This is a genomic window from Desulforhopalus glucosivorans (assembly GCF_054397165.1).
On the sequence record NZ_AP044854.1, the window covers coordinates 3587602 to 3613815 of the forward strand.

Below are 26214 nucleotides of genomic sequence, written 5' to 3' on the forward strand. Positions count from 1 at the left end.
TGTGCAAGGAGTGGAAATATGAACAATACATCCCTCTCCATTACGTTGTGTGCTTTAATTTTATTCGTTGGATGTTCATCAATAAGTTATGCGGCTGACAATGTAAAGGATTTAGCCAAACAATCTCAAAACCCGGTAAGTACACTCATCAGCGTACCGTTTGAAATGAACAATACACTGAATAACGGGCCGGAAGATGCCTATGCAATGACTCTCAATATTAAACCGGTTATTCCCATGAGTTTTGGTGAAAACTGGAACCTGATTAATCGGGTTATTGCACCGGTTGTCTATCAGGATGAATTTTACCAGGATGAGGGGAGCGTTTTTGGCCTGGGAGACATTACGTACCAATCCTTTTTTTCGCCAAAGAAACAGGGAAATTTATCTGGGGTGTGGGACCGATGTTGATGATGCCAACAGGTATGGATCGACTCACCACGAATCAATGGTCACTCGGTGCCAACGCTGTTGGCCTTACCATGCCTGGACACTGGGTCTTTGGTGCGCTGGTTTCAAATGTCTGGAGCGTTGGCGATGGGTATGACGACGCCCAGGATGTCAACATGTTTTCTAGTCAATATTTTATCAATTACAACTTGGATGATGGTTGGTTCCTGTCTATGTCACCAACTATCACAGCCAATTGGGAAGCGGAAGACAGTGATGATACCTGGACTGTTCCCTTTGGTGGCGGTATCGGCAGGGTGTTTAAAATCGGTAATCAGCCAGTGAATATGCAAGTGAAAGCGTTTTACAATGCTGTGAGACCAGACGATGCTTCTGACTGGAACATGCAGTTAACCTGCATTTTTCTGTTTCCGAAATAAAAGATAAAGGTAAATGATATGAACGGTCAGCAACAAACAGGTCCTTCAGAAGGAATATGGCAGAAGGTCTGTCGTTTTGTACCGGGAATAAAAGCTCTCTCACGGTACCAACCTTCCTGGCTGGGCAGCGATGTGGCTGCTGGCCTGTCGGTGGCCGCCGTTGCCCTTCCCGTAGGTGTTGCCTATTCAGATCTGGTTGGTGTTCCTGCGGTATATGGAATCTATTCGGCAATCTTTCCCCTGCTGGCGTACGCGCTGTTTGGTTCTTCAAGACAGCTGATGGTTGGACCTGATGGGCCATTGTGCCTTCTGGTTGCATCAAGCCTGGCTCTGCTTGCTGGTGGAGACCCGACCCGCTACCTTTCGCTTATGGTCGCAATGACGCTGCTGACAGGTGTATTTCTGGTTGTCGCCGGATTTTTTCGTCTCGGCTTTATCGCTAACTTTTTGTCGCAGCCGATTCTTACGGGATATCTCACTGGGGCCTCTCTTATCATTATGGTCGGTCAGTTGCCCAAGCTGCTCGGGATCCCCGTGGAGGCCAGTGGTTTTTTCCCTAAAGTAGCGCAGCTCGCAAATCGGATAGGCCAGGTTCATCTGCCGACCCTCATTCTCGGCGTCAGCATGATTGTTGTATTGCTTGTGCTTCGTCGTCTAACCCCAAGTCTTCCCGGCGCGTTGATTGTATCTGCCGCCGGCGGTATTGCGGTGGCCACTTTACACCTCCAGGATCTGGGCGTTGCGGTACTCGGTCAGGTACCTGGTGGGCTCCCTCAATTCCATTTACCATCGCTGGAGGTGCTGAGTAGCCCTTCTCTTCTGCGTGATGCCGCAGGCGTTGTCCTGATGAGCTTCACAAGCGGTATGTTGACGGTAAAGAGCTTCGCCCGACGTAATCACTACGATGTTGATGCCAATCAGGAATTGATTGCCTTCGGCGCCTGTAATATTGCCTCTGGAATAGGGCAGGGTTTTCCGGTAACCGGGACAGGATCGCGCACGGCTGTCAACGACGCCATGGGCGGTAAGAGCCAGCTGGTCGGGATCGTCGCCGCTGCAGTCATGTTTTTGGTGCTGCTTTTTTTCACCGCACCGCTTGCTTTTGTGCCAGTAACCGTTCTTGCCGCCGTAATCATTGTGGCCTCCTCTGGTCTTTTAGACTTTGCAGCGCTTAGGGATCTTTCTGCAATCAGCCGCCGCGAGCTTGCCCTCTGTCTATCGACCACAATCGGCGTCTTAGTCTTCGGTATGCTCCCCGGTATCCTGTTGGCCATCATTTTATCTCTGATGTGGCTGTTGAGTGTGGCTTCTCATCCTACAGAAGAAGTGTTGGGTAAGATTCCAGACCAGGAGGGTTTTCACAGCGTCACGATCCATCCCAATACCGAAACAATTCCTGGTCTGTTGTTGTATCGGTTTGATTCCAGTCTTGTTTTTTTTAACGTTGACGCATTTCGAGATGGTCTCCTGAAGCAGGTCAGCCTCAACCAGAGCAAGGTTGAATGGGTTGTCGTGGATGCGAGCAACTTCAACGTCATTGATGCAACTGCGGTGAGTAAGATAGATGAACTTCGTGAAGAATTTCAAGCAACAGGAATACAAATGATTTTCGCAGGCCTCAGGCATGATTTGTCGAGGTTTTTCAAATCTGCCTGGACCAGAAAACGATATGAAGCTGAGGGCCGCTTCGATTATCCAACTATGATCTCAGCGATAGAGGCGTTCAGGGAATATAACGATAATAAATCAACTACAGGCCGACAATAGTAACACAATCAAAGGCACCAAAAAGCATGAGATTGGGAATGGGAAAAATATTTATTTTGTCGGCTGAATTCATCTGTGACTCTTACAACACGCCTAACTAAAAAAAGGTCAATTGGAATTATTAAACACTTAAAAGTCTTAATGAGGGCAAGAAAATGAAAACATGCAAACTGATAAAACTGGTATTGGCCGCATTAATGGTAACCACTCTGATAACCACGGCAGGAGCGAATCAGACTCACGTGGATAAAACTATTACTTCTTTAAGCACTGTAAAAACTGTCCCCGTGACCTGGAAGAATTTTGTCCGTGCCGAAAGCGACAAGATGCTCAAGAGTTACGTTGACATGGGTGGTTTCGGCAAATTCCTGCATATCCCAAAACCTACGCCCATTGATCAGCAAAAGGTGGTTCGCATGAACCGGGATACCATCTATTCGCTTGGTGTCTTTGATCTGACCACACCGGTTACCATCACCAAGCCCGATACCGGCAAACGGTTCCAATCCATGCAGGTGGTCAACGAGGATCAATATACCCCGATGGTTGTCTATAAGCCGGGCACCTATACCTTGACCCAGGAGAAGATGGGCACCCGTTATGTGTTCGTGGTTGTCAGAACACTGGTTGATGCTGAGGATCCTGAAGATATCGAGAAGGTGAATGCAATCCAACAGCAGACTACGGTGGAGCAGGAGTCAGTTGGCACATTTGAGATTCCCAACTGGGACACAGCGTCGCAGGACAAGGTACGCGCTGCTTTGAAAGTGCTCTCCGCAACCATGGAAAACTACGATGGTGCGTTCGGTAGCAAGGACGAAGTCAATCCGGTGAAATTTCTCTTTGCCAGTGCCACCGGCTGGGGCGGAAATCCGCAAAAAGATGCCATGTATGCGGGCGTCACTCCTGAGAAAAATGATGGAAAGACAGCTTACACGATCAATGTGAAAGATGTACCGGTGGACGGCTTCTGGTCTATCAGCCTGTATAACAAGGAAGGGTATTTTCAGAAGAACCAGTACAACGCCTACTCAGTGAACAATGTCACTGGTAAGAAAAATTCGGACGGCAGCATGACCATCCATTTCGGCGGCGACCCCAAGCAACCCAACTTCCTGCCGATCATGGACGGCTGGAACTACCTTGTACGGCTCTATCAGCCGCATAAAGAAATTATGGATGGCAGCTGGAAGTTCCCTGCGGCAAAGCCAGTTAACTAAATTCCAGGAGAGAAAAAATGAAAGCTTATAAAATTAACACGGGGATATTGGCCCTGATGGCTGCGTTGCTGCTTTTTGCTGCTTCTACAGCATCAGCAAAAGTCACCCCTGCCGAGGCTCAACAGATTGCTGAAAAAGCCTATACGTATGGTTTGCAGCAGGTCATCTATTTCGGACAACGATATACCTATACTCAGGATAGCAGTAAGGACAACCAGTCCTATGTAGGCGTTAATCGGTTTTACAACGTCAGGGAAAAAATAACGCCTGATTTCCCGGTTGTCACACCAAATGCCACAACGTTGTATGGCACCGGCTTCCTCGATATGCAGAAAGAGCCTGTGATCATCGAGATGCCGGCGATCACTGACCGTTATTTCAGTCTGCAGATCATGGACCAGTACGGCATCTTCTACCTGATGGCAGGAAATCAGTTCAATGGCACCGAAGCGCGTTCCTACATCATCGTTCCCAACGACTTTAAAGGCAAAATACCGGCCGAGTTCGCCACCACCGAAATGATTCATGCGCCGAGCAAGACAAGCTATGCCTTGACGCGGATAGCGGTGCTCACTGGCTCGGATAAAGACATATCTCAGATCAACGCCTACCAGGATCAGATCAGCATCACGCCATTAAGCAAGTGGGTGGCTAACGGCAAAAAGGGCGTTTCCCAGTCCAAGGTTGGCGTGGTTCCCGGTACATTCAAAAAGTACCCGCGCATGCCAAAAATAGTCAAGGGACAGGTGGACACGGAGACTGCCGAGGACTTTTTCTCAATTCTTCACATGATTCTGAACGACCCCAGCATGACCTTGATGAAGGACTCAAAAAAAGAGGCTGACATGCTGGTTCAGCTCGCAACCATTAATATCGGCCCCGGCAAGAATTTTAAATGGTCCGATCTGGACAAGGGCACACAGACGGCCATGGAGCAAGGGTTTAAAAAGGGGTACGACACAGTCAAGAAAACCTTCAAGACCAGCCTGTTGTCAATGAACGGCTGGATGGTGGTGCAGAATGCAGGAGGGTTTGAAACCGACTACCTGAGCCGGTCGGTCATGGCGGATGCCGGATGGGCGGGGCCTGATAAAAACGTCTCTCATGGTGCGGCGTTTCTGTTTACCGACAACGACGACAAACCGCTCGATGGCAAGAACAAGTACACCATGACCTTCGACATGAACGATCTGCCGCCGGTCACCCAGTTCTGGTCCATCCCGATCTACAATAAGGACGGCTACTTTGTTCGAAATCCAATCGATCGTTACACAATTAACAGCTTCATGATCGACCAGAAGCAGCTCTACGTTGCAGACGGCAAACTTGTGATCTACTTGCAGAAAGACAAACCTAGTGACCCGAACCAACTGAAAAACTGGCTGCCGGCGCCGGAAGGCAGTTTCCGGTTTGCGGCACGTTTTTACGGGCCCAAAATGTCACTCGTCGACGGCTCATACAAGATGCCAAGACCGTTGCTGGTGAAATAGATATTGATTAATCGCGGGGGGCGGAAATCTCCGCCGCCCCTGGCCCTGAATACAAAGGATAACGAATATGAAACAAACTTATAAGATTAAAAAAACACTCATGCTTCTGGTGGCTGGTTTGTTGATACCTTGCATCAGTATGGCAGCTACGATGCCTACCGATCCGATTGGCGGTAAACCACCGGTGGGTTCTAAGGTGTCCGTAAAAGACCTGGATTACCAGGTGAAATACCAGCGCGCCTTCGAGGCCGTGATCTGGTCTATGCCGGCGGTGGCAGTTTACGGATGGTTCAAAGGTGCGAAAGCGATCGGCGCGGGGAACAACACGGTTCTGGCTTGGTCGGGGCCGGCGAAGCCCAATGCGGAATTGCTGACGGCGAACAATGTGACCCCTTATCTGTTCTCGCAGACTGATTTGAGCAAGGGGCCTGTGGTGGTAGACATTCCCGCAGCAACGGACAAAGCAAGTTTTTACGGGCAGATCGTCGATCACTGGCAACTTTCAATTGCGGATGTCGGACACTCAGGCGTTGACAAGGGCAAAGGCGGCAAGATCCTGCTGACGCCTCCGGGATACAGTGATGAGGTTCCTGCCGGGTACATCGAAGTAAAAAGCCCAAGTTATCGGGTCACCTTCGGATTCCGCTCCATCAAGAGCGCGACCGCAACCACAGCAGATGCCTATGCCTATGCCTATGCCAAGACATTGAAAATGTATTACCTCTCCGAGTTGCCGAATCCGAAGCCTACGCAAATCATCGATCCGCTCGATATGAGGTATCCAACACTGCCTTACTTTGATGAGCGCTGGTTCGAGGACGTACACGCTATCTTCAGCCTCGAGAATGCTAAAGAGCAGGACAAGGTGATGATGGGTATGCTGGCCTCACTCGGAATCGAGAAAGGCAAGCCCTACAACCCGGATGAGAAGACGAAAAAGGCCATGTGTCAGGCAGTGATCGATGCCTACTACTATATGCAGCAACGAATCCTCCACCCAATGGATGCCTCCAGAACATGGTGGGAAGGAAAACATTGGAGCAATGGTTTATTTGCCGACGAGAATAGTGCGTTCAGTTGGGTGTACGACAACTTAATCGATATTGACACCCGTGCAGATCGCTATTTTATCGGTACCTACTACCCCAAAAAAGTGGGGCCGCAGCCAGCGACACAATACCTGTTTGCTTTAGCTGATGCAGATGGAAATGAACTTGAGGCAGGTAAAACTTACTCTTTCACCATGCCACCAAATGCACCGATTAAGGAGTTCTGGTCGCTGATCATCTACGATTTAGAAACCTGGGCTTTTATCTACACACCTGAAGGCCGTATAGGACTGTCATCGGCAATTGATATGAAAACCATGAAGAAAAATAAGGATGGCAGCATCACCCTTTATTTTGGACCTGAATCACCAAAAGGACAGGAGAGCAACTGGATACCAACTGCGGGTAAAAAACCCTTCCCTGTGCTTCGTGTTTATGGCGGCACAGAAAAGTTCTGGGACAAGTCATGGACAATGCCGGATATCGAATTGGTGAAATAGATATTGAATAATCGCGGGGGGGGGCGGAATTCTCCGCCCCCCCCCTGGCCCTGAATGGCAAAGGAGATTGAATGTGAAAACAAAAAAACTTATTACCCTGGCACTGGCTGGATTGATGGTATCAAGCCTTGTGGAAACATCCTGGGCAAAATCGCCCAAGATGAAAATGACCACCCCCATCCCGGAAGAGATTACCACGCCGGACCAGGTGAAAACTCGTATCGGCACCCTGAACTTCAAAAACGGCATGCCCGATCAGGCGACCATGGACAAGCTCTGGGATAACCTGGACTTCTCCCGTGCGGTCTCGGTGTATCTGAATGCATTGCCGGCAATGAATATGTACAGCGTCCGAAAAGGGCCTCGTGATGCAGGTGTTCCTGATAACACCATCATGACCATGGAGACCATGATGGACTCCACCGGCATGTATATAACGCCATACCCTGAAGCGGCCCAATCGGAGTTCAGCAAACGGTTGCCAAAATGATAATGTTGTGCCGTAAAGACCATTGCGTGATAAGTCGAGGCATGACACAAGTTTGCTCCCTGCACCCTTGAAAATAAAACCGCATCATCAAGCCAGGTAGTAACTTCTTCAATAAATAAACCGGAATATTATGGAGATATTTCTATCTCCCTCTTTCGGGTGAAGCGAAGTTTCCCCCCTTCAGGCGATTCCACTCTCTCCTTAAAAAAAGTAAGATTACAACAGTTACAGTCAAACTCAGGAATTCTGAATACTGCAGTTCTGTATTGTGCTGAGTTTCGGTATTTGAAAGTCTTTCAGACAGCGCACATATACATTCAATTAACCGATTGATTCGAGAGGTTGCATGGTGAATTCAGATAAAGATATACAAGAGATCGCTTTTGATGAAGCCTGCAGTTTCATCATAAAACTCGGCACGACCGTGCATGGCTATGGGCCAAATGCAATTAGACTTGAGTCCTACCTACATCGTTTGACAGAAGCTCTTGGATATCATGGGGTGTTCAAGTCCACACCGCGGGAGCTGTTTTTTGCTTTTTCTAAAGAAGGTGATCTGTGGCAGCGAACGCATTTAGCAAACATGCCCGGCACAGGTCTCGACCTCGCCAAACTGACCCGAGTCGGAAAACTTGTTGATGATGTTATCGCAGGTCACACGACAATTAAAGACGCCTTGTCTCGCTTGGAAGAGATCGACAAAACACCACATCCCTGGGGCCTTTTGGCCAACGCCATAAGTTATGTCTTCATTGGATCCGGTTTTGCTGTGCTGTTGTCCGGCAGCTGGTGGGACATATTGTTCTCTGCAATCTTCAGTCTTGTTGTGTACACCATCGTCCTCTTGGTCGGCCGCTTCGGCGCGCGGGCAAATGAATGGCTCCCCTTGTCCAGTGCTTTTATCGCTGGAGTTATGGCGACCATGACAAAAGTGTTGGTGCCGGAGCTGAATGTTGTCCTGGTTACATTGTCGGCAATTCTTGTTCTGATTCCAGGCTATTCGATCAGTGTTGGAATTATCGAGTTGACAAGTGGACACGTCGTCTCAGGTACCGTGAATCTGATGAACGGACTTGTCTATCTCGTCAAACAATTTGTCGGCGCCTGGCTTGGAGTTGGACTCATAAAGTTAGGTTTTACAATGCAAATGGCCAATGCTGTATCAGTCAGTCCAAGCTGGCTGTGGATTGGGGTGCCGATTTTGATCATCGGGCTCTGCACGGTATTCCAGACTTCTCCTAAAGATTTTATCTGGGCAAGTCTGGGTTGCTTTATTGCCTATGGTGGGGTTTTGCTCGGTAGTGCCCTGGCAGGTGCAAACCTTGGAAATCTGGTTGGTACAACAATAACGGTTGTTTTCGCAAACATCTGGGCTGCAAATTTTAAACGGCCCACCTCCATTGTTTTGCTGCCGGCTATAGTCTTGCTTGTCAGCGGAAGCATAGGATTCAGGGGGCTTGCTGCCATTGCTGTCGGTCAAACCGGAACAGGTGAACAGCAGCTCGTTCAGATGTTCGTGGTCGCTCTCACCATTGCTGCGGGTTTGCTGGTGGGTAATACAATAGTTCGGCCTAAGGTAACGCTTTAACTTTTTCGAGAAACTCTTTGCGTAATATTAATCTGAAAAAAAACAAATCATTCAAATGATTACGGAGAGTAGATGAAGGCACTCAGCAATTGGTTCTCACCAGCATCAGAATCTTTAGTTTTGCTCAATGGAGTTTTAGCAAACAAGTGGACTCATGCTTTGCTTGTGCTGATAGCGTTCTTGATACTTTCCCGCATGTTACAAAAGATAGTTGCTCGTCATTTAAGTCACGAAGAACAATATGATGAATCTGCTGTTCAAACTTACTGCAATATAACACGTTTTGTCGTGATGGTTCCTGGAATTCTCCTGGCTATTCATATTCTCGGTATCAACTTATCTTCCGTGTTTACCACAAGCGGTCTTTTCGCAGTGGCCCTCGCTTTTGCCATGAAAAATCTTGCTGAGAACTACGTTTCCGGCATGATGCTGAGGGTTGAACAGACCATCAAAGCAGGAGATGTTCTTGAGATTGGAGGGGCCATGATTCGAGTCAAGAAAATCGGCTTTCGCGATACCATAGCCAGGTCAAAAGATGAAAAAGACATCCTGATACCCAACTCTCACCTGGTGCAGGAAAAAGTGGCAAATTACACGTTCCGGGATTCAATTTGCCGGGTTTGGACGTTTATTGGCGTGAGTTATTTCTCCGATTTACGAAAGGTTCGGCAGGTACTTGAAACGGTATGCGATAATTTTGAGGGTCTTTCAGATCAACATGCCCCTGAGATCTTACTCACTGACTTTGGTGAGAGTTCAGTAAATTACAAAATAAGTGTCTGGATTGAAAATCCATGGCTGGCAGGACCTGTGAAATCGGATCTCAACGAAGCGATCTGGTGGGGGCTCAAAGAGGGCGGTATCAAGATTGCTTTCCCTCAACTCGACGTTCACTTTGATAAGAATGTCAGTTAGGAGCAGGTTGCTCATCGTCCGTATTTTAATATTTACAGTTAATAAATATCAACGATTCAAGTGGTTTGACCTAATATTTACGGAGCAGGCAAACGAAAGATCAAGGGAAAAGAAAAAATTGTAGCCAAGGTGGAAAACTCAAATCAGAAAGTGTGGTTTGGTAAAACAAACATGAAAAATTGGAGGAATTACAATGGGAACAGCGGAAAAAACAACTCTTATCAAGAACGTTAATATCTTTGATGGTACGTCAGACACGTTAATTACCGGCCAGGATGTCATCCTAGAGGACAACAAAATCAAAGGATTAATTGCTGCAGGTGGTAAGGAGGACTCCTTCGATGCAGTCATCGATGGAAGTGGAGGCACCCTGATGCCAGGGCTCAGTGACGTCCATACCCACCTGGCCTTGTGCCAACCCCCGCCGCACCTCGTGAACCTCTATTCCTGGGACTATATCGGTGCCGTCATGACCAACGAAGCGGAACGTTACCTGATGCGTGGTTTCACGACGGTTCGCGACGTAGGTGGCCCGACGCTCGGCTTGAAAAAAGCCATTGACCAGGGTTTGGCCAAGGGACCGAGAATTTTCTCTAGCGGCATGGGACTTGCGCAAACCGGTGGCCATGGTGATATGCGAAATCCGAATGCCTACTCGAAGTACTTCGTGGGTGAACATTTCAGATTGACAGATCTAGGGTATTTCGTCCTGGCTGATGGTGTTGCCGAGGTGCAGAAGGCCTGTCGTGAAGCATTGGCGTCACAAGTATCGCAGATCAAGATCTGCACAGGCGGTGGTGTCACCAGTCTGACTGACCCGTTATACTCCGTGCAGTACACGCCGGAAGAAGTCTCAGCGGCCGTTGACGAGGCGACACGCTATGGCACGTATGTCGCTGCACATGTTCATACTGATGAGGGGATCAATGTCGCACTCGATTGCGGCGTCAAAACAATCGAGCACGGCCTGCTGATCAAGGAAGAAACCGTGAAAAAACTGGTCGACAAGGGGGCATGGATCGTCCCCCAGTCCTACATCGTCTCAAAGGAAGCTAACGACGGCAACCCGGTGTTTGCTGACCCTATCCAGAGTGCAAAAATGGTCCAGGCAATGGACGGATCGGTGAACTGCTTCAAGTGGGCGAAGCAATACGGCGCCAAGGTAGCCTGGGGAACTGATATGTTCGGTATGAGAGCAGCCTACGACAACACCAATCTCGAGTTCAAGACCCGTGCCGAGTACTACTCGAACGCGGAACAACTGAAGCAGGTCACCAGCGCCAATGGAGAGCTGCTGGCCCTCTCCAACCTGAAACACCCTTATCCCGGAGCAAAGCTCGGTGTCGTCGAAGCGGGAGCATATGCCGATTTGTTGATAGTTGATGGTGATCCCCTCGAAGATATAAAGGTCATGCTGGATTACGAAAACAATTTCAAACTGATCATGAAGGATGGCATCGTCTATAAAAATACCCTTTAGGGGTGGTGGACATAATCGAAGCCAAAGCTCCAAAAAAAGGCCGGTATCAAGCTGAAACTGGCACTTGAAGGTGGAAAAAAAATACATATGAAAAAATGTCAGCACATTTCCATGTGTGCTGACAGTTTTTCCACAAATCTCGAACTATAGCAATTAGTTTTCAAGTGACTGCTGAGGAGAACCAGTATGACCAGAATAAAAAATCTTGCCTTTGTATGGGCTGGAGGACTGCTGGCTTTGGTAATCGTTGCAAGTAATGCTCATTCAGGAGCAATGGTATATCCAGCAAAAGACCAGGATCAGGTCCAACAAAATAAAGATGAGGGTGAATGCCATCAATGGGCGGTACAAAATTCGGGTGTCGATCCTGCGGAGTTGGCTGCCCAGGCAAGTAGTGGGGAAGTTTATCAGCGGCACCATACAGCGCTTGGAGGGGCCGCCCGAGGTGGGTTGCTCGGATTAGCCGTAGGAGCAGTTGCCGGTGATGCAGGCAAAGGAGCCGCTATTGGCGCAGTAGTTGCCGGAGTAGGCAGCGGTCTGAGGGGGCGACGTGATCTTGAAATGCAGCATCAGGTAACCGCGAACGCTCATGCTGAACAACAGGGACTGCTGCAGGACTACGATAAAGCATATGGAGCCTGTTTGTCTGGGCGGGGTTATACGGTTCGTTGATGAATTTTGTATTGCTTCCTTGCGGAAAACCAGAGCAACGAGGGTACAGCTCATGAACAGATATTCGTCGGCTCTTGTCTTTTGCATTACGGCCCTGTTCGTAGATATTGGGTTTGATACGGCAGTTTGTGCGCAAAACAGCCAACATACTACTGATATTGTCAGGCCTCTAACGGCTGAAGAGGATATCTGGAGTACACCTTTTGGTGGGCCGAGCAGTGTTGGTGGTTCTTTTAAAAAAGACCAAAAAGCAAAGTTGGCGATACATTCAGAAACACCAACTTTCTCGCCATATTTTGACTTTAAAAAAAAGATTGCTGAAGACTATGGACTCTCCTTTGGTTTTGATTACAACGCCTTGTATCAGGCGGCTACCGCAAGCCTTGGTGAAAAAACTGCTTCAGGAGGTGTTCTACGCATGTTTGGTCGGTGGCTGTTGGTTGGAAAGGGCAGCAAAAATACTGGCACCCTTGTGTATAAAGTGGAGAATCGTCATAAGCTCGGGACCGAAATAATCCCTCAGGATCTTGGCTCTCAAACCGGTTATGCTGGGCTGACGGCAGTTCCTTTTTCCGATATTGGCTGGGCATTGACCAATTTTTTTTGGGATCAGCAGCTTCTGGATAACCGCCTGGCCTTTGTTGGGGGATTTATTGATGTCACCGACTATGTAGATGTTTATGGCCTTGTCGATCCCTGGAGTGATTTCAGTAATCTCGCCTTTTCAACCGATCCGACGATACCGGCACCAAACCAGGGGCTGGCTGCCGCTGCCCGGGTGCTGGTGACTGACCATGTCTATTTACTTGGTGGCATCGCCGACGCAAACGGCGACCCCACTGATCCTGGTAATGGTTTTGAGTCTTTTTTTGATCAGGGGGAATACTTTACTCACCTTGAAATAGGCTGGGTTCCCTCAATTAAGCAGGGCTTTTCCGATAATGTACATTTTACCGTCTGGCATGCCGATGAACGGGTGGAATCAGGAGTAGACGACGGCTGGGGGATGGCCGTTTCTGTCAGCAGCCTGATAGAGGACACTTGGGAACCTTTTTTACGAGCGGGCTATGCGGAAGATGGTGGTGCATTATGGGAGAATTCGCTGAGTATCGGCACCGGTTATCACATCCGCAAAGATAAAAATATGATTGGAATTGGGCTTAACTGGGGCAGGCCCTCTGAAGCGTTATTTGGGGCAGGGGCCAATGACCAGTATACAGTAGAACTCTTTTATCGCCTTCAGTTGTTTACAATAGTCACGATTACTCCGGATGTGCAATTGTTGTTTAACCCCGCAGAAAACCCAGAGGAAGATACGATTGCAATTTTTGGACTTCGTGTGAGATTGAGCTTTTAGTGTCTTATATCGAGAAAGCTTTCACTCCGTTCAGTTTGTCAGGGTTAGGATGTATGACGATCCGGGTTCTATACCCAGGCATCTTGAAATCACAAAAGAATGAAAAAGGGGGAGTAAATGAATATCAATAAAAATACATCATTGAAAAAAAAGGTGCCACTCTTAGCATTGGTTCAGGGGGCGTGCAAGCCTCTGTGTCTAGCTCTTATCACACTTTTGTCTACTATGTCGCAGTTACAGGCAGCGGAGTCTAATGATTGGCTGTTTATGGCGGAAGCATATTTTTGGGGAGCATCGGTGAATGGGGATACTGTTTCAGGAAGCGATGTTGATATTGATATCGGAGATCTTATAGATGACCTGAATATGGGGTTCATGGGTGCTTTTGGAGTCAGCAAAGACAAATGGTCATTTCTTGTTGATACCGTTTACCTCGATGTCAGTGACAACAATAATGTTACAATCGATGGAGAGGGCGTAAATGGGGATGTAAGTCTTACTGGATGGATTGTTACTCCGACTGCTGGCTACCAAGTTTATGCCACAGGAGAAACAAACATTAGTGTTATTGCCGGTGTCCGCTATCTTGACCTTAGTACTGACATTGATCTGCGTAATGCCGATCAGACTGCTTCGAGTTTTAGAATGTCCACCTCTGATTCAGGTAGTAACTGGGATGGCATTATCGGTGCTAAGGGTGATATGTTTTTGAATGAAAATTGGTTTATTCCCTTCACCGCAGATATCGGGGCCGGTGATTCCAAATTCACCTGGCAGGTTTACGGCGGTCTAGGATATCGATTTAACAGATTCGATGTTCTCGTAGCGTATCGTTACCTTAGCTGGGATTTTGATGATAGTGATGTTTTTGACGACCTTAATTTCAGTGGTTTTGCAGGTGGTCTAAGATTCAATTTCTAACCTAATGTGACAACACCTTACCTTGGAACCTGTCCGAAAATAAATTTTTTGTACAAAAATACATTCTCAGACATTCATCCGTATTTAAAGGGTAGGTTGTGACATCAGAAACCCAAATAATATCAAATATATTCGTCTATCATGGTGGTGATTTTCTCATGAACGGTCTGGCGGTGCAGTAGGAAGACGCGCTCGATGTCCGCGTTGCGACACGTTGGTTCACTTGAAAAAACTATCGCTCTTAGTTTGACCGGCCTACTACTGTTAATACCCGCCATGTCTATGCCGCTAATTTATACGCAAGTGAGAAGGCGGTTGCAGAACATACTTGAGGCGTAATTGAATAGATTGGGGATACGAAAATGCTTCAACACAAAACACTCTACTACACTGGAATCTTGTCTTTTATTCTTTTTTTAGCCGGGTGTCAGCCAAAGGTGTACTTGATGCCTTCTCCGATAGGCATCCAACCCGACGGGGTGTTGTTTGATCTGTCTGAGGGGAGTACGGATGAAAATCTACTCTACACCCTCTATGCCACCAATCGTCAGCCTGTGGATACGAACAATAAGTCGGATCATTATACTATCTTTCCATCCGAGACACTTAAAATTGGTTTTGTGGCACACCGAGTCGGAAAAGAGAGAATGTCCTGGGATGAAATATATGAAGAATCCCTAAGACGTAAACGGAGTAGAGATCTCCTTTTGACCCGAGTATATGCCCGTGAAGTTCTCACTTATGATATTAAAGACGATCTTACGAAAACATCTGAGCAAGGTGATGGGTTTTTCCTGCGCATAAATGAAATTCTCGATAAACGTATTGATAAAGATCTTCTCATTTATGCCCATGGCGCGAACAGTAATTTCTACCGTGCCACAGCACAAGGTGCGCAATTTCATCACTTTAGTGGTCACAATTCTCTGGTCTTAACTTTTTCCTGGCCTTCTGCTGAAAGTCTTCTCAAGTATAAAACTGATGTTATGCACGCAAAGAAGACTGTACCTGCCTTTGCAAGGCTCCTTGAGTTACTCGCAACCCACACAAAAGCAAAACATATAAATATTTTGGCCTATAGCGCAGGAGCCCAGGTTGTCGCACCAGGACTTGCATACTTTGAAGAAGTGTATCCAGATCTCTCTAAAGAAGAACTAAAGAAAAAACTGCGTATTGGTGAGGTCTATTTTGCTGCCCCTGACACAGCGTTTAAACCCTTTGCTCAGCGGTACATAAAGTTTAAAGATATTGTAGAGCGTACAACAGTTAACATTAATAAAAATGATTCAGTGCTCAGGTTGTCAGCCTTTCAAAATGGAATGTCAAGGCTCGGAAGACCTGATGTCTCAGAGGTGACAGAGGAAGAATTGAATATCCTTGTTGAGGCGTCCAAGACTCCTCAGTTAGATTTGCTTGATATAGGTGGATCCGAGGCCCTTCATATCGGTGGCGCCCATGATTCATGGTATAACAACCCATGGGTGAGCTCAGATGTGTTGATGCTGCTATTATTTAATTCAGATCCTCTTGCGAGAGGTTTGGAAAAGCATGTGTATGAAGATGGTTCGGAGGGATATCGTTTTCCAAGTGATTATGAAACGAGGATACATGAAATAGTAAACGAACACAGGGAAGAGCTCATGAAAAAGCTACAATCTGAAGACCGGAGTTAGTCATGTCATCTTTTAGAATAACTCAGATATAATAGAATATCAATAAGGTAGAACATGCAGGTCAAATGTAGTCACTGGAAAATAGCTGCGAAAATTATTGTGATAAAAGCGTGGGCTGGCACTGTTAAAGGACTATTTAGACAAATTGAACAGTCTGGTACATAAACCGGAATTCTATAACGCCCTTACCCACAACTGCACCACCACAATCCAGATACACGCAAATGCGACCTGGGAAGATGCTCCTCCCTTGGATTGGAGATTTATCGCAAGTGGTCATGTTGATGAACTGTTCTATGATCGTGGAGTAATACAATCTGATTTAGCCTCTGCCGATCTGGGAAAGTTGAGCCGAGTGGATTTAAAAATACAGCAGGAGGGTGAGGAAAACTTTTCAGCCGAAATGCGTGAATATATAAAGAGTAGCGTGAAATAATATTAGAGATATTTGAATTCAAATGGTAGGCAAAGGAGAAAAAAATGAGAATATCACTTTACCTAGTACCACTGATCTTTCTGCTTCTATCGGGTTGTGCAAAGCCTCCTATACTGCAAAACCCTGCCTATCAATTTGAACCACCTACTCGTCAGTTGGAATACCTCGCCGATGTGGAACCGGTTCTTATTAAGAGATGTGTGGTATGCCACTCCTGTTACAATTCTCCATGTCAGCTCAAGCTCAGTTCCTGGGATGGTCTAGAACGGGGGGTTAGTAAAGAACAGGTTTACAATGGCGGCCGTCTAAAAACCATGGATCCGAGCCGACTGTTTATTGATGCACACTCAGCAGGCGAGTGGCGTCAAAAGGGTTTTTCTACGGTAAAGCAGGAAGGCTCACAAGATTACACCGATTCTTTGATGTTTATGATTCTTGACCATAAGCGGCTGGCCCCGAAGGTGAGTGGAGAGTACTTCTCTGAAGCAACGGATCTTACCTGTTCTGAGAACAAGAGCGAACTCAATGGTTACCTTAAAAAACATCCGAATAGAGGAATGCCGTTTGGATTTCCACCGCTCAAACAGGAGGAGTTTAACATGATCGCAGGGTGGCTGAGCCAGGGGGCTTATGGCCCTTCTCCTGCAGAGCAGAAGCAACTTAAAGCGATAGCTAACAAGGACCAGTTAATGGTTGAAAAATGGGAAACATTTCTCAATAAGGCTGATCCGAAACATCAAATGACGGCACGTTACCTCTATGAGCATCTCTTTCTTGCCCATATAACTTTTGATAATGACACTGCTGCATTCTACGAACTTGTTCGGTCAACTACCGGTCCAGGTCTGGATATTGATATCATCCCAACAGTCAGGCCCTACGATGATCCGGGGACGAACCAATTTTATTATCGGTTCAGAAAGATTTATTCAACTATTGTCTTTAAAACCCATATGGTTTTTGGAATGGGTGAAAAACAGTATAAAAGAGTTCAAGAACTTTTTATTAAGCCTCAATGGAATAAATTACCCCATCTGATTGGGTATGATAAGATAATCAGCGCCAACCCTTTTGAGACGTATGCTCAAATCCCTGAACGCTCGCGGTATCAGTGGTTGCTTGATAATGCACACTATACCATCATGACCTTTATCAGGGGCCCAGTATGTAAGGGACAAGTGGCACTTAATGTTGTCAATGACCATTTCTGGATTATGTTTTTGGACCCTGAGTATGATTTGGCAGTGAAATATCCTGGTTTCCTAAAGCATCAGTACTCCAATTTACGTATGCCAGGGGAAGAGGGAAGTGATTACAAATTATATAAATCTCTTCTTGAACACCCGCACTATAAGTTGGCAATTGATTATTATAAGAATCGCCAGCAGTTTTATAGCATGCATTACCCAGATGGCCTGAACACATCTGCAATATGGAAAGGTGATAGCGCTGACGACGATCCACTTCTGACGGTTTTCAGACACTTTGACAGTGCTTCAGTTCATCGAGGTGTAATGGGAGGTTTACCGAAGACGATGTGGGTGGTGGATTATCCTTTACTTGAACGTATCTATTATTCGCTGGTCGCTGGATTTGACATCTATGGCACTGCCGGGCATCAACTTGCCACAAGATTATACATGGATGCGTTACGCATCGAAGGTGAAAGCTATTTTGTTGACTTTATGCCTGAAGATCAAAGAAAAGAAATGATGCAGGATTGGAATATAGGTGTGAAATTTGATGATCTTCACCATACTCCAGCACTAACTCCTACAGGAGTCAAATTTACAACGAAAGAGCCGAAAAGAGAGTTTGTGGAAGAGGTTGTGAAAACGAAGATCGCAGCAAAGGGAATTGATTTTGATCAAAATTATCTACCTGCTGGTGTTTCGTATCCAGAATTGCCAACGAAATATGAATATGTAAGTCATGAAGATATTCTTAATGGCTTTATAGCTGTTTCTGCACCGGGCGTTTCTTTTTTTCGTCATGTTAATGATCACAATGCTAACTTAGCATGGGTTAGGATTACTGATATTCCAGACAGAGAAGACCTCGTTGTCTCCGTGGTCATCGATAGATGGCATGATAACGTTAGAGCCCTTTTTAGAGAAGATGGGCATCTTAATTCGGAAAAAGATCGGGCTGATTTCCTTAAAGGTTTTGTCGGCTCCTACCCTAATTACTTCTATGTAGTGAATTATACTGATCTTCCAGATTATTTTGAAATTCTCAATAACTACGACAATAGTGAAGATTATATCAAAAGGCTTGAAAAATATGGAGTCAATAGAGCCAAAGGTGATTTCTGGGATGTCTATGACTGGTTTCAAAAGGAATTCGAGACATTCCATAAGAGCGATGGGGGAGTCGTTGACTTGAACAGATATTATTATTTAGCAAGAGAACCGAAATAGCCATACAATGAAGATCTGATGGAGTATCTTCACCACATCAATGGCTTGTGTGATGAAGATACAACAGCTGTTTTACCAAGATAGGAGTACCATAACATATGATCTGAATAATCTTCAGGGAGTAGACATTTTTCTCCTTTACTAGAGGTGTGAGTAGCCCATGCAATTATCAAGATGGATTATGGCAAAGAGGGGCGCCAGCCTGCCTCCATTGAGACAAGAAAGCATAAGAATCATGAATATTCAATAATTAAAAGTTTTAATTCATTGCTCCATTTTATCGATAATTGGCGACTGATAGTGCGCTCTGAGATTCAGTCCTCTGTTAATATAGCATGAAGACACCTTTCAAAAAGGAGACTTGACTCTAACTTGAGAGATCTACTGTATCTAAGAAGTTATGCTTTCCCAAATACCTGACAACCAAAAAAGAATTTGAGAGTAAAGCTTATCCATGAACACCAAAGCATGATGGTATTTTGGGATAGAATCAAGATGCCAGAGAAGTTGCGGATAAACCCGACAATTTGATTTTCGAGGTTAGCTTTGGCAAGGTCAAACACTTCAGAAATCCTGCGCCTTAGAATTGTTCCTGTGTTTCTGCTGCGAAACGACTCGACGGACAAGCTTTAATGTTGTCAGGCAGCATGAAATACAACACAGCAGTAACATGCACCATATCGAACACCACAAGAGTTAAGACAAACAGGTAGCTACACCACCAGCTTATTATGGCAGCAGTTCAGGGCTACGACACTTACCCCGATAAACAGGATAAGTACCATGAAAATGGTGCGATATCATCAAATCCCCCAACACTCAATCTCCTGTTCCCCATGACAGTCCCCCCCAAGTAAGACACTAATATATCTTTCTTTTTCTAAAACTAGAACCGATAACATCAAAGCTGTTTTCAACAATGAACAGTGCTTCAGGGTCGATGGAAAAAACCTTCTCCTCCATACGCTTGAGCTGGATATTATTGGTTATCGCCATGAGTATTTCCTTATCTCTGCCAGAATACGCTCCACGACCTTTTATAAAAGTCGCCCCGAGCTGGAGATCGTTCACCATGCTCTCTGCAATTTTAGATGAAAGATCACTAATGACATAGACGATCTTTCTCTGGTTAAAGAGAGTAAGAAAATATTCTATACAGCTGCTGGTAACGAAGGTGAGAATTATTGAGGCAATAAGAATATCTGCCGTATAGTTCGCTACAACCATCGTAAAAAGCAGCACGTTAAAGATAAGAAAGGTCTTGCCCACTCCAATATTGTATAACTTATGAAGAATGATTGCGACGATATCAAGGCCACCCGCTGCTCCAAGTGTTCGTAGTATCAAGCCTCCTCCGGCCCCACTAATACAACCCGCAGCGATGGCGGCATAGAGCTGATCATGAATACCAAAATCCAGAACAATCAGCTCTGATGCTATAGTTATGAGTGTACTGCCATATATGGTGTAGAGAACAAAACGTCTGCTGATAAGAAACCAACCAAGAATATAAAAGGGGATATTAAGCAACAGGAATATAATTCCAGGTGACAGAAATCCTGTCTTATAATAGATAAATAGGCATAGACCATAAAGGCCCCCTGGAATAAAAGAGTGATGAACCACAATACCATTAATCCCAATCACAAATAAAATTGACCCAACAGTAATAAGTAAAAGGTTCCATGGAACGCTGAACTTTATCTCAGCAAATCTACTGGCCATATTACACACCTAAAAGTGATACTATTCATAGTAGTGGCTAGCTTTTAAAAAGCTGACACCAAAACTAAAATTACAAAAATTCTCATTGTTAACTGCTACCATCAGATAGCAGTTATTGAGCAATTCTCAAACCATTTGTCCTGACTAGAGGTCCCCTTCTTCCAGACATCAACTATCTCAAAAAAAAGAGGCTGGGTTATTATCTGAATAAGCCAGCATTGTCAATTACATTATCAGTTTTTATGGCAAAAATAAATAACACCCTTGTCACCCAGCTCACAGACAGCCCGAAAGTGCATTATTAATGTTGCACCAAAGCTATCCCTGCTTCTCTACACTTGTATAAAACTACCCCTTAGATAGAGCTTTTAACGAGTGCAACATTTTCGATGCACCACACTCAGACCAGACATAACACACCGTAGTATCTAAATTTTATTTTTTCTAATGATCTCAATCCCTCAGGCTTTTTAGTGTACCAAAAAGTGCAACCGTGATGTTGCACTTTTTTCCCCCAAGATGTTTAATCTTATAATAGGTTAGGTGCGGTGAATCATAAGTAAAAAGATAAAGACCTGATATTACGTATCATTTAAAAATCCACATCCCAATACGTAAATCAGGCACAGGAGATGCTATAGCAGACTTCGATGAGAGATATTATGAAAAAACCACATTATGCCCATATCATTGCAGTAACCCTTTCCATTCTTTTCGGTAACGTTGAGAACAGCTGGGCACTCCAATCCCATGGGGCGCCGGAGGGCATATACGTCCATCAGATGGCCCACGTGCTATTTCTAGGGGCACTCGGATATCTCTACTGGCACACCAGAAAGTCCCCCGCCATAGAAAGTAAAGGATGGAAATACCTCCAAATATTCTGTTTCTTTCTTATAGCGTGGAATATCATTGCCTTTACTGGTCACGAGGCCTTTGGCCATTTATCCCCATCAGATTTTATAGATAAGGGCAACTGGCAAGAACAACTGGCCCCGCCCATTACAGGAATAAAGGTCCTCTATTATCTCACAAAGATGGATCATTTTCTTAATGTTCCCGGTCTCCTTGCCCTTGTGATCAGCCTGCGTACCTTTTATCAGGAAGCGCTACTGCAGGAGGGCAAATGAACGGCATCCCACTCCTTCCTGCAGTCACTGTCGAATTTTTTGGTTCAGCCCTTGCCATCCTTTTCTCGTTCATGGCACTCCGCTATGCCTGGTCTCTGGTGCGACTCCAACCGAGCAACTTCATATGGGGGTTTTTGTTCTACTTCTGTATTGCCATGACCGCCTTCTCCCTCTCCCGTGGAGTTGGTCACATGGTACGTATTGTACTCGTATACAGCGATAATAGTGCACTATGGAAACAACTGTCTCCATTCTCAGGCGGCTTCAACACAATGTTGATGATCTCCGTTGCAGCCGTCATAATCTATTACCACAAGGGACTTGCTGCATATAAGCTGATTCGTCAAAAAGCTGCCAAACTCTCTCATGCTAACACCCAGCTTGCTCTTAGCGCATCACAACTGCAGGAACTGAACGCCCATCTGGAAGAGATGGTGGAAGTCCGTACAAGAAATCTTTCCGAATCTGAGAAAAAATTCAGAAACTTTTTCGAAAACTCTCAGGATATTATTTATTTCTGCGACCAAGAAGGCAATATCACCAATATCAACAGTAGTGGTATTGATCTTCTTGGATTTGAGCAGCCGTTTGAACAATTGAATTTCCACGATCTATTTGCCGACAAGAAAGACCTGGACGCTTACCTGCACAATCTTAATAAAAACGGTTTCATAAGCGATCTGGAAATTGAGTTCAAGGATAACCACGAAGAAACAAAGCGTATCCTGCTGACCGCAACCGCGGTTTACGACGACCGAGGCACCTTCATTGGCTGTGAGGGCATCGGTAAAGATATGACCCGCCTGCGAACGATGACCGAACAGCTCATTAACCAGGAAAAGATGGCCTCCGTCGGTCAGATGGCTGCAGGCGTCGCCCATGAGATTAACACCCCCTTAGGTATCATCTTAGGCTACACTCAGTTGATGATGGATGACTTCGATATTGAGTCCGAAACCCACTCCAGTCTGTTGGTCATGGAGCGTCAGACCAAGGCCTGTAGAAGAATTGTTGCTGATCTGCTTAAATTTTCACGCCAGGCTGATAGTGCCAAAGCATCCATCAACCTCAACAACATCATCAGTGAAGTCCTTGCCGTAACCGAGCACACCCTCAATATTAACCGGGTTGATATAGAGCGTCATTTCGGTGAAAACCTGCCGCAAATCACGGGTGATGCCGAAAAGCTCCATCAGGTCTTTATCAATCTCTTCAACAACGCCCAGTACGCCCTCGAAGATGGCGGCGAGATAATAGTGACCACCCAAGTTGATGGTGATGAGATAAAAACCACCGTCCAGGATACTGGTACCGGTATCCCCGATGAGATTAAAAACAAAATTTTTGATCCTTTCTTTACCACCAAAGATGTCGGAAAAGGTACAGGTCTTGGCCTGTCCGTCACCTACGGCATCATTAAAGACCATGGCGGACGTATCAGCCTCGAAAGCCCGGTTACAGATCCAGAAAATAACACAACAGTGCAGGGCACAGCCTTTCATATCTGGCTGCCTGTAACAACAAGCCAAAGCGACGAAGATAGGGAGCAACACTAAAATGGCAGAGATACTCGTTTTAGATGATGTGCTGGATGCGGTGATTCTTATCCAGAAAATCCTCACCAGAAAAGGACACACAGTAACAACCTTCACCGAGGAAGAAGAGGCAATAAAATATGCCGCCAAGAACCCAATTGATCTTGCTATTCTCGATATCAAACTCAAAAAAATGAGTGGGATACAGGTGCTGGAAGAGATGAAAAAAACGACACCTGCAATGAAGGTCATCATGCTCACCGGCTACCCGACCATTGAGACAGCACGAGAAGCCATTGAGCTTGGAGCTGGAGAATACTGTGTCAAACCAATAGATAAATCAGAACTTGAAGAAAAAGTAGCAGGAATTCTGGCACGATAAGGCCAGAAAACAGGAATTATCTACGAGGAGATTTTAATGAAGAAATCAGTCTACTCCATATGCGGGATGTGTACTGTCCGCTGCCCGATTCGCGTGGAGTCACAGGATAACAAGGTTACCTGGATCGAAGGAAACCCACACCAACTCGACGGTGCTCTCTGTGCTAAAGGGTCTGCAGGTGTCGCCATGATGAACGACACTGAACGTCCGCAGCAGCCGCTCATTCGTGTAGGAGACAGGGGTGCCGGCCGCTGGAGAAAGGCGAGCTGGGATGAGGCTCTCGATTTTATCGCAGATAAGATGAAATCAATAAAAAAAGACTTCGGCCCCGAATCAGTTGTCCTCTCTTCAAGAGGCGGTCCATGGCAGGGAATGTACAAGGCGTTCATCCACGCATACGGTTCCCCGAATTACACAAACCATGACTGCACGTGCGGCCGCAATACCCACCACGCAAGCCTTTCCATAAATGGGGTTGGCCGCAAGGGGTTTGCATACGACATCAAAAATGCAAAACACCTGGTTCTTTTTGGCCGGGATATGTTTTCTGCTCTTCGTATTGCTGAAAACAACCAGACCCTTGATATGCTTGAGGCTGGTGGTCGCCTCACCTACGTTGATGTTCGCCAGACCATGACAGGCGTCAAGGCCACCCGGTTTTTTCAGGTGCGCCCTGGAACCGATTATGCTCTCGCCCTCGGTGTTATTCATCAGGTCATTAAAAAAGGCTATTACGACAAGGATTTCTTAGAACGCTATGTAACTGGCTTTGATGAACTCTGCACCTTTGTTGAAGAATACACCCCTGCATGGGCTGCTAAAGAGTGTGATGTAAAAGAAAAAGACATCATCGCCTTTGTGGAGGAGATCGGTCAGGACCGCCCTAATGTTATCTTTCACCCAGGCTGGAATCTTGCCCGCTATGGCGATTCGTTTTATGCAAGTCGCGCAATGCACATCTTAAACGTCCTCATGGGCAATATTGAAATGAAGGGTGGGCTCTTTATTCCTAAAGGTGCTGGAGACTGCGGCAAGAAGGGTATCAGAAGTATCGATTGCGGTAAGCCCGATATTAAACGCGGTGACGGTGTAGGCTGGGAATTTAACCATTTCGATAAGGGCCCTGGCCTTGCCCATCTCTTTTTCAACCGCATGATCGCAGAAGATCCGTATCCAATCAAGGCGTGGATCGCAATGCGGCATGATCCATTTAGTGGCATGCCCGATCCTGAGAAGCAGAAACTTGCCATGGACAAGTGTGATCTGCTCGTTTCCATAGATACCAACTACAGTGAATTTGGCTGGTACTCAGATGTTATTCTGCCGGAGTCTACCTACCTTGAGCGCGATACTCCAATCGTTCAGCAAAAAGGCCTTAAGCCACGACTTGCTGTGAGACGAAAAGCGATAGAGCCTATCAACGATACAAGATCCTCCTGTGAAATTTTCACGGCTTTGGCCCATCGTCTCGGCCTTGAAGAGACCTTTCCTTTCAAGACCATTGAAGAACTCTGGGCGTGGCAGTTGGAACCCACCGGCTACACCATGGCTGACTTTGAAGAAAAGGGTTTTATAGAACTGACCGACTCTCCGATCTTCTATGACCGTGAAAAACTTGATGGCCAGTTTAAAACCCCCAGTGGCAAGATTGAAATACTCAGTGAAAAGCTCGACCAAAACAACCTGCCATCCCTCAAACCTTTTGAAGCCCCCGATAAGGCTCCAGAAAAAGGAATGTTCAGGCTCATCTACGGCAAGGTAGCAATACACACCCAGGGGCACACCACAAACAACCCTCTGCTTTCTGAACTCATGCCAACCAACACCCTATGGGTGAATACCAAGCAGGCCAAAAAGATGGGCATTGTAAGTGGTGATCTTGTGGAAATATCCTCAAAAGACAAATCATACAATGCAACCGTTGCAGCACATGTAACTGACCACGTCCATCCCGAGGCGGTCTTTACCACCCACGGCTTTGGCAAGGATATCCCAAAACAGACCCGCAGCTACCTCGCAGGCGTCAGTGACCAGAAACTCATGGTCGGAAAGCTTGACGACTGGGATAAGGCCGGTGGAGGTGTCAACCTCTGCGAAGCGTTTGTATTTGTGAAAAAGAGTATCCGTAATAGCAAGGGGAGAGCAGAACTGTGAAAAAATATATGATCCACCTTAATAGCCGCAGATGTATAGCCTGCCACGGTTGTGAGGTACATTGCAAGGTAAACAAAGATTTGCCGGTAGGCCCATTTCTCTGCGATATCAGCACCACCCCTCTTAAAAAGATTGGTGGCGTTCCTCGCCTTGAAATCACCTTTTCCACCTGCCGACACTGTGATGATCCACTCTGCGCTCCGGTTTGTCCAGCAGATGCGATGATCCAGAGAGCAGACGGGATTGTCTACATTGACCAGGAAAAATGTATAGGTTGCATGGCGTGTAAGACTGCATGTCCCTGGGATATTCCTGTACAAAACCCTGATGATGGAAAAGCTGTGAAGTGTGACATGTGCATGGATCGTTTAGATGCGGGATTAAAGCCTGCCTGCGTCTCTAAGTGTACAACCCACGCCCTTAAACTTGTTGAGCTTCAGCCGGTTTAAGCTGCACACTGTTTTATTAAACCTCCCATTC

Annotated in this window: 22 protein-coding genes; 21 read left to right on the forward strand and 1 reads right to left on the reverse strand. The window is 46.1% G+C overall.

The window, feature by feature from the left end; translation table 11 throughout:
- Positions 1–18 precede the first annotated feature (18 nt).
- The 16 genes from ACX6CI_RS15530 (at position 19) to ACX6CI_RS15605 (ending at position 18808) form a co-directional block, all read left to right on the forward strand.
- Entirely contained in the window at positions 19–411 is a 393-nt protein-coding gene (locus ACX6CI_RS15530) for a hypothetical protein (RefSeq protein ID WP_458774559.1), read from the forward strand.
- Positions 405–830, forward strand: coding sequence for a hypothetical protein (locus ACX6CI_RS15535; RefSeq protein ID WP_458774560.1), 426 nt, complete (start codon positions 405–407; stop codon positions 828–830). Before ACX6CI_RS15530 ends, ACX6CI_RS15535 begins: the two co-directional genes overlap by 7 nt.
- Positions 831–848: 18 nt before the next feature.
- Complete coding sequence (locus ACX6CI_RS15540) at positions 849–2597, forward strand: SulP family inorganic anion transporter (RefSeq protein WP_458774561.1); 1749 nt, start codon at positions 849–851, stop codon at positions 2595–2597.
- Positions 2598–2752: 155 nt separating this feature from the next.
- Entirely contained in the window at positions 2753–3817 is a 1065-nt protein-coding gene (locus ACX6CI_RS15545) for a DUF1214 domain-containing protein (protein ID WP_458774562.1), read from the forward strand.
- Between the two features lie 17 nt (positions 3818–3834).
- On the forward strand, positions 3835–5307 hold the full coding sequence (locus ACX6CI_RS15550) for a DUF1254 domain-containing protein (protein WP_458774563.1): 1473 nt from the start codon (positions 3835–3837) through the stop codon (positions 5305–5307).
- A 67-nt stretch (positions 5308–5374) separates the two neighbouring features.
- Positions 5375–6856, forward strand: coding sequence for a DUF1254 domain-containing protein (locus tag ACX6CI_RS15555; RefSeq protein WP_458774564.1), 1482 nt, complete (start codon positions 5375–5377; stop codon positions 6854–6856).
- Positions 6857–6929: 73 nt separating this feature from the next.
- Positions 6930–7346 (forward strand): hypothetical protein, encoded by a 417-nt coding sequence (locus ACX6CI_RS15560; protein WP_458774565.1) that lies wholly within the window; start codon positions 6930–6932, stop codon positions 7344–7346.
- 346 nt (positions 7347–7692) lie between these two features.
- A complete protein-coding gene (locus ACX6CI_RS15565; protein WP_458774566.1) occupies positions 7693–8934 on the forward strand; it encodes a threonine/serine exporter family protein in 1242 nt (413 codons plus the stop codon).
- A gap of 72 nt (positions 8935–9006) precedes the next feature.
- On the forward strand, positions 9007–9849 hold the full coding sequence (locus ACX6CI_RS15570; protein WP_458774567.1) for a mechanosensitive ion channel family protein: 843 nt from the start codon (positions 9007–9009) through the stop codon (positions 9847–9849).
- 193 nt (positions 9850–10042) lie between these two features.
- Positions 10043–11329 carry a metal-dependent hydrolase family protein gene (locus tag ACX6CI_RS15575; RefSeq protein ID WP_458774568.1) on the forward strand — a complete coding sequence of 429 codons (1287 nt, stop codon included), beginning with the start codon at positions 10043–10045 and terminating at the stop codon, positions 11327–11329.
- Between the two features lie 186 nt (positions 11330–11515).
- The gene (locus ACX6CI_RS15580; protein WP_458774569.1) at positions 11516–12001 is read left to right on the forward strand and encodes a hypothetical protein; all 486 of its coding nucleotides are present in this window, start codon (positions 11516–11518) and stop codon (positions 11999–12001) included.
- A 52-nt stretch (positions 12002–12053) separates the two neighbouring features.
- Entirely contained in the window at positions 12054–13358 is a 1305-nt protein-coding gene (locus ACX6CI_RS15585; RefSeq protein ID WP_458774570.1) for a carbohydrate porin, read from the forward strand.
- 117 nt (positions 13359–13475) lie between these two features.
- Positions 13476–14279, forward strand: a complete 804-nt coding sequence (locus ACX6CI_RS15590) for a hypothetical protein (RefSeq protein WP_458774571.1) — start codon at positions 13476–13478, stop codon at positions 14277–14279.
- A gap of 446 nt (positions 14280–14725) precedes the next feature.
- A complete protein-coding gene (locus ACX6CI_RS15595) occupies positions 14726–15952 on the forward strand; it encodes an alpha/beta hydrolase (protein WP_458774572.1) in 1227 nt (408 codons plus the stop codon).
- Between the two features lie 121 nt (positions 15953–16073).
- Positions 16074–16388, forward strand: a complete 315-nt coding sequence (locus ACX6CI_RS15600; RefSeq protein WP_458778476.1) for a lipoprotein N-acyltransferase Lnb domain-containing protein — start codon at positions 16074–16076, stop codon at positions 16386–16388.
- A gap of 44 nt (positions 16389–16432) precedes the next feature.
- Positions 16433–18808 carry a fatty acid cis/trans isomerase gene (locus ACX6CI_RS15605; RefSeq protein ID WP_458774573.1) on the forward strand — a complete coding sequence of 792 codons (2376 nt, stop codon included), beginning with the start codon at positions 16433–16435 and terminating at the stop codon, positions 18806–18808.
- A gap of 861 nt (positions 18809–19669) precedes the next feature.
- Here ACX6CI_RS15605 and ACX6CI_RS15610 read toward each other — a convergent pair.
- On the reverse strand, positions 19670–20533 hold the full coding sequence (locus ACX6CI_RS15610) for a YitT family protein (protein WP_458774574.1): 864 nt from the start codon (positions 20531–20533) through the stop codon (positions 19670–19672).
- Positions 20534–21195: 662 nt separating this feature from the next.
- Between ACX6CI_RS15610 and ACX6CI_RS15615 the strand changes: the two genes are divergently transcribed.
- From ACX6CI_RS15615 to ACX6CI_RS15635, 5 genes are read left to right on the forward strand one after another with little or no spacing between them, the layout of a single operon-like run.
- A complete protein-coding gene (locus tag ACX6CI_RS15615; protein WP_458774575.1) occupies positions 21196–21663 on the forward strand; it encodes a hypothetical protein in 468 nt (155 codons plus the stop codon).
- On the forward strand, positions 21660–23219 hold the full coding sequence (locus tag ACX6CI_RS15620) for a two-component system sensor histidine kinase NtrB (protein WP_458774576.1): 1560 nt from the start codon (positions 21660–21662) through the stop codon (positions 23217–23219). The genes ACX6CI_RS15615 and ACX6CI_RS15620 overlap by 4 nt, the downstream gene beginning before the upstream one ends.
- A gap of 1 nt (position 23220) precedes the next feature.
- Positions 23221–23580: a response regulator gene (locus ACX6CI_RS15625; protein ID WP_458774577.1), complete on the forward strand. Its 360-nt coding sequence runs from the start codon at positions 23221–23223 to the stop codon at positions 23578–23580.
- Between the two features lie 36 nt (positions 23581–23616).
- A complete protein-coding gene (locus ACX6CI_RS15630) occupies positions 23617–25734 on the forward strand; it encodes a molybdopterin-containing oxidoreductase family protein (protein WP_458774578.1) in 2118 nt (705 codons plus the stop codon).
- Entirely contained in the window at positions 25731–26183 is a 453-nt protein-coding gene (locus tag ACX6CI_RS15635) for a 4Fe-4S dicluster domain-containing protein (RefSeq protein WP_458774579.1), read from the forward strand. The genes ACX6CI_RS15630 and ACX6CI_RS15635 overlap by 4 nt, the downstream gene beginning before the upstream one ends.
- Positions 26184–26214: the final 31 nt, after the last annotated feature.